This window comes from Novosphingobium sp. (assembly GCF_030696665.1).
In the GTDB taxonomy this organism is placed as follows: domain Bacteria; phylum Pseudomonadota; class Alphaproteobacteria; order Sphingomonadales; family Sphingomonadaceae; genus Novosphingobium.
On sequence record NZ_JAUYRV010000053.1, the window covers coordinates 53,288 to 66,152 of the forward strand.

The window sequence follows — 12,865 nt, forward strand, 5'->3', positions numbered from 1 at the left end:
TCAGGCCGCGATATCAGCCACCGGTCCGCGATCATAACGCGCTTCGAATTCGGCCAGGTAGGCACGATAGCCCCTTGGTTCGCGGCGGTTGAGCGGATTGTAGAATGGCGAACAAATCTTCAGGAAATTGCTGATGAAGTGACGCCCCATGATTTTACGGGCGATTTTGTCGCGTGCGAGCGATTGCTGCACTTCTGCTGCCGTCATTGCAGCGCGATCATGTTCGAGCAGTTTGCGCGAAACCATCAACTGGAAACGCCCCAAATGGGCAATTGCGTAGAAATAGCCATAAAGCCGATAGAAATAGGCGAAAACCGGATTTAGACCGCTCAGCTCGTGATAGACGTCAGAGCAGACCGTGCGATGCTCGAATTCTTCGGCGAGATGCCAGCGCCACATGTTGGTCGGCTCCGGGTCAGCCTGTTCGAGCAGTTCGTTGTAGTCTTCGAAATAAAGCACGCAGGCCGTGGCACTCAGCGATTCGAACCCTTCGCTGTAGGCAAGGTTGAAGCGCAGTGATTTCTTTGCGAGGAACCGGGCAAATGTCGCCTCGAACTCCTGCTCGATAGGTTTGAGCAGTTCATAGCCCAGATCGTGCATTCGCCGGTTGAATGCGATGTGCTGGCGGCAATGCTGCATTTCCTGCTTGATGAAAATGTCGAGATCGCGATGCAGTTCGGTCTTCGCAGGGTCGATCTGCTTTTTGGCCTGCATCATCACTTTGAGCAGGTAGGGTTCGATATAGGCCGGGATCAGCGAGGCCGCGTTGGCGCGCTGGGCGAATTCCAGATTGGGTGCCCAATGCGCGCGCAGGTTCGAAAAATCGAACTTGGGGAACCGTGCCTTCATCCTGCGTCCTTGTATGACGGGTGATATCGCGTCCCGCCTGTGCCCGCTTCGTCTGCCTGAAGTACAAGCTACTCGGATCATGCATGGAATTCAACTACACTTGACGGTGCGTCAGGCAATCCCGCTGCGGAACCGCAATTTCGGCGCTTTTGGGTGAACCGCTCCCTTGCGGTAGCCGCACGATGATGGACGCATCGTCCAACTATCACTGATTCAGACCATATTGTGCATGATAATGTGATCGTGCATGATACTCAGGATTGGTGCAGGTCAGTGACTCTGCCGGAAAAGCATGATCGAGGAGCGGAAGCATGAAAGTGTCCTACCTTTGCATGACGGGTTACGACGGCCCTGCTCCGGGCATCGAGATCTGGCCGGCATCGCCCGAATTCTGCAAGCCTGCGGTGGCGACAGGATCCTATGCCAGATACCTTGAAATGGCTGAAACCGCCGAAGCGCTGGGCTTTGACTGGGTGAGCGTTTCGGAACATCACTATGCACCCTATCAAATGACGCCGAACCCGATGATCATGGCATCGGCCATCATCCAGCGTACCAGCAAGGTGCGGGTGGCGCTTCTCGGGCCGCTGGTGCCGCTCAACAATCCGGTCCGGCTGGCGGAAGAAGTGGCCATGCTGGACGCGCTGAGTGGCGGCAGGCTGGAAGTGCTGTTTCTTCGCGGCACACCGAACGAGCACAAGACCTATGACACCCAGGCCGACCAGACCAAGCAGATGACGCAGGAAGGCATCGACCTGATCCTCAAGGCCTGGACCAGCGAAAAGCCGTTTGCGTGGGAAGGCGAACAGTATCAGTTCAACACTATTTCGATCTGGCCGCACATCACGCAATTGCCGCACCCGCCGGTGTTCGGATCGGGCAATAGCGCGGATTCGGTGGTGTTTGCCGCCAAGCGCAGAATCGGCATCGCATTTTCGTTTGCCGCACCCGAAACGGTCAAGGGGTGGATCGAACTCTATCGCGCCGAATGTGCAAAGGAAGGCTGGGAGCCGACGCCAGCCCATGTGATCTACCGGGGCATCGCCTATTGCGCCCCCACCGATGAGCAGGCGACAAGCGATATGTTCGCCTATTTCGGCCAGCAGGCTGAGGAATCAAGCAAGTTGCAATCGGCCACACTGGGCGGTCCGCCGGTGCTGGATCTGGTGGCAAAGCCTTATTTCGTCGGCAGCCCGCAAACCCTGATTGAAAAGTTTGCGGTGCTGCGTGATATTGGTGTTGGCGTCTGCGATCTGCCCTTTGTCGTGGGGTCACCCGATCAACAGCGTGCCTCGCTTGACCTGTTCGGCAAAAAGGTGCTGCCGGTGGTTCAATCATGGGACATGGCGCGGTTCCCGGAACCCGTCGAGGCCGAAGCGGCGGAATAGCAGCGCGCAATCAGTGCAGCCAAACCGCACGACCGCAATGACAACGCGGGGCTGTCCAACGAACCGGTGCAGCCGGTCTACTAATGGGAGCATGAAGGATGGCCGACCCGCAGTCATTGCCCGAAGGTTTTGAAGGCCTTGCGCCGTTTGCAGCCGTATGGGGCCAGTTGCACACGCAGGAAGAACGCTATCTTCAGCGTCAGCAAAGCACGATGACCCAGATCAGGGACTTCTATGACGCGACTGCACCGCGTCTCGATGAAATCTTCTGCCACCTCGAACAGTTTCCGATGGATGCTTTGCCCGATGCCGAGGCTTTGCTCTATCGGACGGCGCTGGGACTGACGGAAGCGGCGATGGCAGTGGAGGTATTCGGCCAACCTTGCGTGCCTTACGCACCGTTCCCTCACAAAATGGCGATCCAGTGGTCTGAACACTGCTGACAAGACCCAATGCACAAGGCAGGACATCTATGCGATGAACCACGTTCAGCTTCCTCCGCAATTTGCGTTTCTTGAGCCGTTTGTGGACGATTGGGGGAGTCTGGCGACGCAGGACGAACGCTATCGCAAGCGACAGGATCTTTCGCAGGCCAAACTCGAAGCGTTCCATGCCGCGCTGGCACCGCGACTGGAAGAGGTGTTCACTTATCTGGACACTTTCGATCCCGCAGCCCTGCCCGCGGCCGAAGCCTTGCTTTTCAGGGTGGTGCTGGGGTTGACCGAGGCCAGCCAGGCGGTTGAAATTCTGGGGCAGCCGCGCATTCCGCATGCGCCATATCCGCATACCGTCAACATGGAATGGGTCGGCTATCAGCCACACTGAACCCGTCCGCAAATGGGAGCCGGACCTTGCCAACAACGGGGCCGGACATGACATGGCTGACATCAGCAAACACATGACCAAGGCCTGCGACATGAGCCTTGGCAATGCCTTCGTTCCTGTTGAATACTACACTTCGCCAGACTATTTCCGCCGCGAACAGGACATGATCTTCCGTCGGGCGTGGCTGATGGTCGGGCGCATGGATGAAGTGCCTGAACCGGGCGACTATATCGTCCGCGAGGTGCCGACCCTGAAGGCGAACGTGGTGATCGCGCGGGGCAAGGATGGGCAGGTGCGTGCCTTCCACAATGCCTGTTCTCACCGTGGCGTTGCGCTTGTGTGCCAGCCACGCGGCAACACCATGACGTTTCGCTGCCCCTACCATGCCTGGCTATACCGTATCGACGGGTCGCTGAGTGCCATCCCGGGAGAGCAGGACTTTCCGCACGTCGACAAGGCGGCGAACGGATTGGCCGGGATACATCTCGACACCTGGGGCGGCTTCATTTTCCTGAACTTTGCGCAGGAACCCGAAGTTTCGCTGTCGCAGTTCCTTGCCGGACTGGACGTGATGTTGGACGGTGCACCTTTCGAACAGTTTCCGTTCTGCATCCGCGTGACCGATGAAATCGACTGCAACTGGAAGAACCTCGTCAACGCCTTCAACGAGGGGTATCATGTGGCGGTTCTTCACAACAAGACCCTGCGCCCGGCGGTGGTTCCCAAGGACAACCCCCACCTCCACTACCTTGATGTCAAACAGTTCGGCCCGCACAGCACGGGCACGGTGCAGCGCAATTTCGACTATAACCCGGATGCGCCGGCATTGACCTGGGTCTACGCCCAGATGCTGCCAACCTCTGCGCCGGATCTCGATGCGATCAAGCAGGGTCGCGCTGGGTTTCACGATCACCCGGGTATCAACCGGCTCAAGATCGAAAACTTCGGGACAGAGACGATAACGGTTTTTCCGAATATCTCGATCCAGCCTCTGGCGAATGGATACCTGTTCTATCAGTTCTGGCCGATTTCCGAGCGCAGAATGCGTACAGAGGTGCGGATCTACAGCCGCCACGCTCCTCGCACCCTTCGTGAAGAATATGCTATGGCCAGCACACTGGCGGCCACCCGCGATGTGGTGGTCGAAGACATGGCCATGTCGCGGCTTCAGCAGATCGGCATGGAATCAGGAGGAAAGACCCACCAGCAATTCGGGCAAAACGAACCGCTGCTGCGCATGTTCACCCGCGATTACGAAGCCTATCTGGCCGGGGCCGCAATGTAATACCAACCCGCAGGCTCCTGCTATAAACCCGATTGCCGCCGATCATTCAAACACCCTGTCTTGAGATATGTTCGCGCTGAACGCCATTTGGGCAGGTTCCTCCCGATATTCGTAACGGGGAATGGATGATGAAGCAGGGTGCATTAAGAATCGGCGTGTTTACCGGGCCGCTCATGGGCACGTTGTTCTTCATCGCGCTGTGGCCGCTTATGCATATTTTCCCGCCATACAGCCCAACGCTTGGTGCTGATGCGGTTGCCGAACATGTCCGCGCCAACCAAACCGGTTTTCTTGTCGGCGGCATTCTGCTGATGACGGCATCGGCCATTGTCTGGCCGTTCATCACCGTCATCCTGCTGTTCCTCAAGAAGATTGAGGGTGAAGTGCCGATGTGGACAACGGTCACGGCACTTGTCTTCACCTACGGACAGGTCACCGTCTTCCTGTGCGGCCTCGCGTTCACGATGGCAGCTTTCCGGCCTGATGCATCGGTCGAAATGGTCCGCGCGTGGAGCGACCTCGGGATGTTCCTGCTGGTCATTCCGGCAATCCCGGGCACCACACAATATCTCGCCACCGGTGTTGTCGTGCTGCAGGACCGCCGCGCCCGCCCGATCCTGCCCCGCTGGTACGGCTACCTCAACATCTGGGTCGGCATCCTCAGCGCGCCGGGCGCTGTGGTTGGCCTGTTCAAGATCGGGCCTTTCGCCTGGAACGGGATCGCCGCGTTCTGGATTCCCGCAGCTGTCTTTGGTGTCTGGATAACGGCAACACAGATCGTCCTGCTTGGCGCGATCAAGCGCAATGCGCTGGCGGACCAGCAGTAATGAACGAAGCAGAAGAAGCTGCAACGCCGCATCATGGGCACATTCCCGGAGAGCCGGGCCTGTGGGTGCTGATTTTCGGCGATCTCCTTGTCTTCGGCGTTCTGTTTGTGACGTATGCCCACAGCTTTGTCGCCGAAGCCGATGCGATGCGTTTGTCGCAGGAAAAGCTGGGACGGGGATTGGGGCTGGCCAATACGATCCTTCTGCTGACCAGTTCGTGGGCCATCGCGCATGCCGTGAACGCTGCCAGGCACGGGTCGACAAAGGCCCGGCAACTGATCCTTGGTGCAATCGCGCTTGGCGTGGCTTTCGTTGGCGTCAAGATTGTCGAATGGGGAGGGCACATCAGCCACGGCGACACGCTGAACAGCAGCAGCTTTTTCACCTTCTATTTCATGTACACCGGCATTCACCTGCTTCACGTTCTGATCGGCCTTGGCGTGCTGACGTGGCTTGCCAGTCAATGCGACCGTAGCGGAGCTTGGACTGGCTCGTTTGCGGTTCTGGAAGGCAGTGCCGTGTTCTGGCACCTAGTGGATCTCCTGTGGGTGATGCTGTTCGCACTGCTGTATCTCCTGCGGCACGGAGCATCGACGTGACCTGGTTTTCCAAACGGCTTTCGCTTTTCTGGCTCCTGCTCGTCGGGATCAGCGTGCTGTCGTTCGAGTCATCGCTGGCTGGGTCGAACGCGGCCGGAGCGATCGTAATTGGCATCGGACTGCTTAAAGGCTGGGTTGTGGGTTGGGAGTACATGGACATCCGCCGCGCAGCGATGTCGTTGAAGATACTGTTCAACATTTGGATTGTGGCCGTAGGGGCCGCGCTTTTGTTCGTCCTCTATCGCACTTTGCTTTAGCGCATAATGGTCCAGGCACCGACCAGCATCCTGTACACGGTAAAGGGCCATTCGTGACACTTTACCCTCGGGCAAAGTGTCACAGAGGACAAATGTTGGATTTCAGGTGATCAGGGGCACGCAAGGGATTCACAGGAATCCCGATATGTGCTTTGTTGAATCACGAAATGTTCCAACAGACGATCCTCTCAGGTTCATCCTCCCTCATCGGGATTTCACCCAGCCCGGTGTCGTCGTTGCTGGATTGCCTTGCGCATGTAAGCACCCGCCCGCGCTATGCCTTCATGGTGCTAAGCCTCATCGCCGAAGTGGCCGATGAGCGCGGCGAGGCAGGGCCGTTTGTCCGCCGCGCCGGGCGAGAGGCTACTCTGCGCGATTTCCTGTGCGACAGCCTTGCTCCTATGGGTGGGCGCGATCCCAGGCGCGCGGCGCTGGCAAAGCGGGTGAAGTCTGACCTTATTCTTGAAGATCGCATGCCGACCGATCCTGCCGCCGCCGCCGCGTTGGTAGAGGAAGAAGTGCGGGATCGGGTGCGCGCTTCGGGCAAGACCAATCTTAGCCGCGCGGTATCCGAACTGGTCGGGGCAGGGCTTTTGAAACGCTATTACAAGGGCTTTGCGGTGGATCATGAAAACCGGGGCGGGCAGCGCCACGCGGTTTACGTGCTTCAGGGCATGGCACGCTGCCTGCTGTCACACCGGATAGCCACGCCGCCCCCGCCGCGCAAACAGCCCCGACAGGGCGAACTGCTTTTTGGTTGAGCGGAACCTGAACGCCGGTTAATCATTGTTCCGGCAATGAAAAACGTATTTCAATGACAACACCGCAATGGCTCTCGCTGGCCACGCTTGGCGGGATGATGGTCCTGTTTCTATGGGGACGCTTTCGGTATGATGTGACGGCAGTAATCGCCCTGCTGGCGGCGATTGCACTGGGCGTGGTGTCACCAAAGGCCGCTTTTTCAGGCTTTTCCGATGACATTGTGGTCATTGTCGGTTCCGCGCTGGTGCTGTCGGCAGGGGTCCAGCGTTCTGGCGTGATCGAAGGCCTGCTCCAGTCGCTGGCGCAGCGGATAAAGCGTCCGCAAACGCAGATGCTGGTCATGTCAGCAGCGGTCGGCCTTGCGTCGGGCTTTATCAAGAACGTTGGCGCGCTGGCCATGCTGATGCCGGGTGCGGTGCAGATGGCGCGCAAGAACAAGGCATCGCCGTCGCTTTATCTGATGCCAATGGCCTTTGCCTCGCTGCTTGGCGGCCTGACAACACTGATCGGCACATCGCCCAACATCATCGTATCGCGCGTGCGTGAGGAAATGACGGGCGAGCCGTTCCGCATGTTTGACTACCTCCCTACCGGCATTGCGCTGCTGGCGGTGGGTCTCGTGTTTCTAAGCGTGGGCTGGCGGTTGCTGCCCACCGATCGCAATGCCGCGCAAGGCATGGAAGAGGCGATCAACATTTCGTCTTATGTGATCGAAGCCAAAGTGAGTGCAGGTTCACCCATCGCCGGGCTGACGGTGGCGGAATTTCGTGAGCGCCATGACAGCGAGATCGAGGTAACCGGTTTGGTGCGCGGTGACATGCGCGGCGCGGTTGATCCTGCACTCCACATCGAAGAAGGCGACGTGCTGATCGTCAGCGGTGAGCCGAATACACTTGAACGCGTCGTCGGCGCGGATCGTCTTGTGCTGGCAGGCGGCGACAGTGATGACAGCGGCAAGGCTGACGGTTTTGGCGTGATCGAAGCGGTGATCCATTCTGATTCCGCGCTGATCGGCCGCACCGCGCGGCGGTTGAAGATGCGCGACCGTCTGGGCATCAACCTCATCGCCATTTCGCGCGAGGGGGCTACGATTGCCAGCAAGCCGGGGAATACCGTGCTGCAGGCAGGCGATGTGATCGTGCTGCAAGGCCCGCTGGAAACGATGCCGGCACGCCTTTCTGAAATGGGCGCGTTGCCGCTGGCGCAGCGCAAGATCGGGCTTGGTTCACGCAAGTCGCGCTGGTTGCCTCTGCTGATCCTTGCTGCCGCAATGGTGGCTGCAGGCAGTGGTTTCGTACCTGCCGCGCTGGCGTTCTTTGCCGCTGCCAGCCTTACCGTAATCACCGGTGCGCTGCCGCCTGATGAGGCATACAAGGCCATTGAATGGCCCATCCTGATCATGCTGGCGGCGCTGATCCCGGTCAGCGAATCCCTGCAAACCACCGGCGCGTCAGACCTGATCGCCGTGGTGCTTGCAGATTTTGCCGTGCAGCTTCCGGCATGGGGAGCGGTGGCGCTGATTCTTGTGGCGGCGATGGCCGTCACGCCGTTCCTGAACAATGCGGCCACGGTGCTGGTCATGGCCCCCATCGCAGCAGTCTTTGCCGAACAGTTGCACTACCGCCCCGAAGCATTCCTGATCGCCACCGCCATCGGCGCTGGCTGCGATTTCCTCACCCCCATCGGCCACCAGTGCAACACGCTGGTCCTGGGTCCGGGCGGCTATCGCTTTGGCGATTATGCAAGGCTGGGCGCGCCGTTATCGGTGCTGGTGGTGGTGATCGGCACACCGTTGATCCTGTGGGCGTGGCCGCTTTAAGGCGGCGCTGAAATGTGTTACACAGCACTTCGTATGTAGCACAGGAGCCGCGCGATGGGCGATGCAACTTTCACGTTCAGGATCGACGGCGATCTGAAAGCCGCCTTTGCCCAAGCCGCCAAAGCGCATGACCGCACCGGCGCGCAACTGCTGCGCGATTTCATGCGCGAATATGTGCAGGAACAGCGCGAGGCGGCGGAATACGACGCATGGTTCCGGCGTGAGGCGCAGATCGGGATCGATCAGGCCAATGCGGGAATGCTGATTCCGGGGGAAGAGGTTGAGGCCCATTTCGCAGCAAGGCGAGCTGAACTCCGCGAGCGACTGGCCGCCGGAGAGTGAGGCGTATCCTCTGGACCACGGAGGCGATGAAAGACCGTGACGGCATTTTCGACCGGATAGAGCGTGAAGCGCCACATGCTGCAGAAAAACTCGATGCGACGTTTGAAGAAAAGTGCCTGCCGCTTGCCCGGCATCCCTTCATGGGGCGGTCCGGTCGCCTTGATGGCACCCGTGAATTGGTCGTCCACAACAACTACCGCCTGCTATACGACGTAACCGATGAAGCAGTGCGCATCCTGCGTTTGCTCCACGCAAGGCGGCAGTGGCCGGACGAGGGATAGCGGCTTGGCCCGGTGGCGAATGGCGTATTGCCCTGCACCTGCTGACATCCTTAGCTGACCATCGGTTGCGATGGAGCGCATTTCATGGGTTTGAAGATCACAGGCGCTGGGCTGGCTTTGGCGGCGCTGGCGCTGCAAGCGGGACCAGCATTTGGGCAGTCGGCGGAAACTGCAGCGGCAAAATCAGCCCCCTTGCTGGTGCCAGCGGACTTCGCTGTGCCCACGCTGGCAGAAGGGCCGGGGTTCAAGCTTGTGCCGCTCGGCCCTGATTTGGTGAAGATCGATTTTGATGCCTACATGGCCTCGATCGAGCATCTGCAGAAGACCTTCACCCGCAGCACCGATTGGCCGCACGCCGGGCTGAACGCTGACGATGCGATGAAGGACATGGAGGGCGAAGCGGCCCGCTTTCAGGCGCGCAAGTCTTTCGCCTATGGCGTGCTGACACCCGATGGCACGCGCGAACGCGGCAGCGTCTATGTTTCGCCCAGTCCGGTGCCGGGATACGATGCGGTGGTGCGGCTGTGGGTGACCAAGGCGGAATACGACGCAGGCTTTGATGCCGCGCTGTATGCTTGGGTGCAGGCGTGGGTGGCCAAAGAATGGCCCTTTGCCAAAGTGGCCTTTCCCGGTCGCGCGATTGAGTGGGCGGAGTGGGAAGCGAAGGTTGCCGCGGCGGAAGCTGTCTCGCTTGCTATGTAGGCCGCCGCCCCTTCAGGGGAGAGGATTGAGAGATCGGGCGTGCGCTAATGCCCCTCTCAACTTCAGCTCGCTCCCAGGCCATCCCGCCACCGCGCCAGCCTTTCCACCGCGTCCATCAGCATCGTCTCGGGCTTGCAGTGGCACAGGCGGACGATGTTGGTGGGAGCGCCAGCGCCTTCCCACAGCGCCGAGAGCGGGATCGAGGCGACGCCTGCCTGATGGACCGCGCGCAGGGCAAAGGTGCGGTCGTCCAGCGTGATGCCCGAGGCGGGGAGGTCTATGCAACTGAACCATGTGGCGGCGTTGGGCAGGGTGGCAAAACCTTCGCGGGTCAGCGCTTCGATCAGAGCTGCGCGGGTTTCGGCCCAGCGGGCAGTGCAGCTTCGCGCGATGTCCGGCCGGTCCAGACCTTCGGCCACGGCCCATTGCAGCATCGGCGGCGTGGTGAAAGTGAGGAACTGGTGCGCGCGGCCGACCACGGCGGCAATATCTGGCGCAGCGACGATCCAGCCGACTTTCCAGCCGGTTGCGCCAAAAATCTTGCCCGCCGAGCCAATCTTCAGCGCACGGCGTTCCATGCCGGGCTGGGCGAGTAGCGAGTCGTGGCGCTGGCCATCAAAGCGGACGTTTTCCCACACCTCGTCACAGATGGCGAAGAGGTCGTGGCTCACGCACAGTTCTGCCAGCATTGCCAAATCTGAAGGCGAAGCGGCGGTGCCGGTGGGGTTCAGCGGATCGTTGAGCACCAGCGCGCGGGTGCGCGGGGTGATGGCGGCTTCGATCGCGGCGCGGTCATAGCGCCACGCTGGCGGTTGCAGCGCGATGAACACCGGCACCCCGCCCGCGCGGCGGACCAACGGGGCATAGGCATCGTAGGCGGGCGAAAACAGCAGCACTTCATCGCCGGGCTGCACCACGGCGAGGATGGCAGAGGCCACTGCCTCGGTCGCGCCGGAGGTGACGATCACGCTTTCGGGAGGCAGGTCCAGCCCTTGTGTGCGGGCATAGAATGCGGCAACGGCGCGGCGCAGTTCGGGCAGGCCTGCCATCGGCGGATATTGGTGCGATTGTTCCGCCGATGCGCGGGCCAAGGCTTCCAGCAATGCAGGCGGAGGGGGACCGTCGGGAAAGCCCTGGCCCAGATTGATCGCGCCGGTCTGGCGGGCAAGGCCGGACATTTCTTCGAAGATCGTCACCGGCATATCGGCGTAGATCGGGTGGAGGCGGGGTGCTGTCATCACCGCCTAGCCTAGCCGGGGGGCGGGGCCGGAAGCAATCCATCTGGCGATTTTCGCGATGGGCGCTAAAGGAGCGCCATGCAGACCAATCAGCCGATCACCGTTGCCGCGCTCTATCGCTTTGCCGTGATTGCCGATCCGGCGGCCTTGCGCGATGCGCTCGATGCAACCTGCCGGGCGCAGGGAATCAAGGGCACGCTGCTGGTGGCGCGTGAGGGGATCAACGGGACGATTGCCGGCACCGCCGATGGCATCGCCCGCGTGGTCGATTTCATCCGTGCGCAGCCTGATTGCGCCACGGTGGACGTCAAGTATTCCGGGGCGGCGGAAATGCCGTTCTACCGGATGAAAGTGCGCGTGAAGCAAGAGATCGTGACGATGGGTGAGCCGGACATCGATCCGCGCGCCAGCGTTGGCACCTACGTTGCGCCGCAGGACTGGAACGCCCTGATTGCCGATCCTGCGACTATCGTGATCGACACGCGCAACGATTATGAGGTGGATGTCGGCACGTTCGAACGCGCCATCGATCCGCGCACGCGGACGTTCCGCGATTTCCCCGAATGGTTCAGGCGAGAGCGCGAGCGACTGCTGGGCGAGGGCAAAGCACCGAAGGTCGCCATGTTCTGCACCGGTGGCATCCGCTGCGAAAAGTCCACTGCGTTCCTGAAGGCGGAAGGGGTGGACGAGGTCTATCACCTCAAGGGCGGCATCCTGAAATATCTGGAAGAAGTGCCGCCAGCCGACAGCCTGTGGCACGGCGAATGCTTCGTGTTTGATGAGCGCGTGGCAGTGGGGCACGGCCTTTCTCCCGGCAGCCACGTGCTGTGCCGCGCCTGCCGCCGCCCGGTAAGCGAAGAGGGACGCGCTTCGGACCTCTACGAAGACGGCGTATCTTGCGCCGCCTGTTACCACGAACGCACCGATGAACAGCGCGCCTCTGCACGCGAGCGTGATCGGCAGGAGAAGCTGGCGCGGGCGCGGGGCGTGGCGCACATCGGCGCGGTGCAGGGCGCGCCCTAACTGTAAAACTCGTCCTCGATCCGGGCGAGCGTTTCAAAGCCATCACCGATGTGGCGGCGCATCGCACGCTCTGCGCCATCGGCATCGCCCGCCACGATCAGTGCGAGCATGGCGCGGTGATCCGCGTTGGCAGTGTTCAGGCGGTCATCGTCGTAAAAGCTTTCGAACAGCAGGCGATGGATGGGCACGTTAAGGCGCTGCAGGTGCTCGGCGATGACGTTGTTACCCGATCCTTCGACGATCAGCCGGTGCCATTCATTGTTGAGGCGGCCAAAGCGATCAGGCGCGCGGTCTTTCACGCAGGCGTCCAGCTGGTCCTGAAGGTCTTGCAGGCGGGCGATCATCGCGGGGTCAGCCTTGGCGGTGAAATCGTGCATCGCCATGCCTTCCAGCGCCATACGCGCGCGGTAGATCTGGCGCACTTCATCCAGCGTGGATGAGCGCACGGAGGCACCCCGAAACTCCTCGATCTCCACCAGTCCTTCGCCTTCGAGCCGCTGCAAAGCCTCGCGCACCTTGGACCGGCTCGCCCCGGTCTGGCGGATGATGTCCACCTCGACCAGACGCTGGCCCGGCACGAAACGCCCGGTGCGGATACGCTGGCGTACCCAGTCGGCAATTTCTAGCCCGGTCGGTGGACGTGGGGGTGGTTCGGTCGATTGCGGCAT

At 60.7% G+C, this 12,865-nt stretch carries 16 protein-coding genes; 13 read left to right on the top strand and 3 right to left on the bottom strand.

The window, feature by feature from the left end; translation table 11 throughout:
- Positions 1-849, bottom strand: a complete 849-nt coding sequence (locus tag Q8R81_RS17800; RefSeq protein WP_305619871.1) for a metal-dependent hydrolase — start codon at positions 847-849, stop codon at positions 1-3.
- A gap of 311 nt (positions 850-1,160) precedes the next feature.
- Between Q8R81_RS17800 and Q8R81_RS17805 the strand changes: the two genes are divergently transcribed.
- The 12 genes from Q8R81_RS17805 (at position 1,161) to Q8R81_RS17860 (ending at position 9,936) form a co-directional block, all read left to right on the top strand.
- Positions 1,161-2,237 (top strand): LLM class flavin-dependent oxidoreductase, encoded by a 1,077-nt coding sequence (locus Q8R81_RS17805; protein WP_305619872.1) that lies wholly within the window; start codon positions 1,161-1,163, stop codon positions 2,235-2,237.
- 98 nt (positions 2,238-2,335) lie between these two features.
- Entirely contained in the window at positions 2,336-2,680 is a 345-nt protein-coding gene (locus tag Q8R81_RS17810; RefSeq protein ID WP_305619873.1) for a hypothetical protein, read from the top strand.
- A 34-nt stretch (positions 2,681-2,714) separates the two neighbouring features.
- The gene (locus Q8R81_RS17815; RefSeq protein WP_305619874.1) at positions 2,715-3,062 is read left to right on the top strand and encodes a hypothetical protein; all 348 of its coding nucleotides are present in this window, start codon (positions 2,715-2,717) and stop codon (positions 3,060-3,062) included.
- A 52-nt stretch (positions 3,063-3,114) separates the two neighbouring features.
- Positions 3,115-4,347 (top strand): aromatic ring-hydroxylating dioxygenase subunit alpha, encoded by a 1,233-nt coding sequence (locus Q8R81_RS17820; protein ID WP_305619875.1) that lies wholly within the window; start codon positions 3,115-3,117, stop codon positions 4,345-4,347.
- Positions 4,348-4,475: 128 nt separating this feature from the next.
- Positions 4,476-5,174, top strand: coding sequence for a hypothetical protein (locus Q8R81_RS17825; protein WP_305619876.1), 699 nt, complete (start codon positions 4,476-4,478; stop codon positions 5,172-5,174).
- Positions 5,174-5,773 carry a cytochrome c oxidase subunit 3 gene (locus tag Q8R81_RS17830; RefSeq protein WP_305619877.1) on the top strand — a complete coding sequence of 200 codons (600 nt, stop codon included), beginning with the start codon at positions 5,174-5,176 and terminating at the stop codon, positions 5,771-5,773. Before Q8R81_RS17825 ends, Q8R81_RS17830 begins: the two co-directional genes overlap by 1 nt.
- Positions 5,770-6,030 (top strand): cytochrome C oxidase subunit IV family protein, encoded by a 261-nt coding sequence (locus Q8R81_RS17835; protein ID WP_305619878.1) that lies wholly within the window; start codon positions 5,770-5,772, stop codon positions 6,028-6,030. Before Q8R81_RS17830 ends, Q8R81_RS17835 begins: the two co-directional genes overlap by 4 nt.
- A gap of 167 nt (positions 6,031-6,197) precedes the next feature.
- Positions 6,198-6,791 (top strand): hypothetical protein, encoded by a 594-nt coding sequence (locus Q8R81_RS17840; protein ID WP_305619879.1) that lies wholly within the window; start codon positions 6,198-6,200, stop codon positions 6,789-6,791.
- Positions 6,792-6,844: 53 nt separating this feature from the next.
- Positions 6,845-8,611 carry an SLC13 family permease gene (locus Q8R81_RS17845; protein ID WP_305619880.1) on the top strand — a complete coding sequence of 589 codons (1,767 nt, stop codon included), beginning with the start codon at positions 6,845-6,847 and terminating at the stop codon, positions 8,609-8,611.
- 54 nt (positions 8,612-8,665) lie between these two features.
- Positions 8,666-8,953 (top strand): CopG family ribbon-helix-helix protein, encoded by a 288-nt coding sequence (locus Q8R81_RS17850; protein ID WP_305619881.1) that lies wholly within the window; start codon positions 8,666-8,668, stop codon positions 8,951-8,953.
- Complete coding sequence (locus Q8R81_RS17855; protein WP_305619882.1) at positions 8,950-9,234, top strand: type II toxin-antitoxin system RelE/ParE family toxin; 285 nt, start codon at positions 8,950-8,952, stop codon at positions 9,232-9,234. The genes Q8R81_RS17850 and Q8R81_RS17855 overlap by 4 nt, the downstream gene beginning before the upstream one ends.
- Before the next feature lie 84 nt (positions 9,235-9,318).
- The gene (locus tag Q8R81_RS17860; RefSeq protein WP_305619883.1) at positions 9,319-9,936 is read left to right on the top strand and encodes a twin-arginine translocation pathway signal protein; all 618 of its coding nucleotides are present in this window, start codon (positions 9,319-9,321) and stop codon (positions 9,934-9,936) included.
- Positions 9,937-9,998: 62 nt separating this feature from the next.
- Here the strand turns inward: Q8R81_RS17860 and Q8R81_RS17865 are convergent, their stop codons facing one another.
- Positions 9,999-11,174, bottom strand: a complete 1,176-nt coding sequence (locus Q8R81_RS17865; protein ID WP_305619884.1) for an aminotransferase — start codon at positions 11,172-11,174, stop codon at positions 9,999-10,001.
- Between the two features lie 78 nt (positions 11,175-11,252).
- Here Q8R81_RS17865 and Q8R81_RS17870 point away from each other — a divergent pair, with 78 nt between their 5' ends.
- A complete protein-coding gene (locus Q8R81_RS17870; protein ID WP_305619885.1) occupies positions 11,253-12,197 on the top strand; it encodes a rhodanese-related sulfurtransferase in 945 nt (314 codons plus the stop codon).
- Here the strand turns inward: Q8R81_RS17870 and Q8R81_RS17875 are convergent.
- Positions 12,194-12,865, bottom strand: coding sequence for a GntR family transcriptional regulator (locus Q8R81_RS17875; protein ID WP_305619886.1), 672 nt, complete (start codon positions 12,863-12,865; stop codon positions 12,194-12,196). The two genes, Q8R81_RS17870 and Q8R81_RS17875, sit on opposite strands and share 4 nt — an antisense overlap.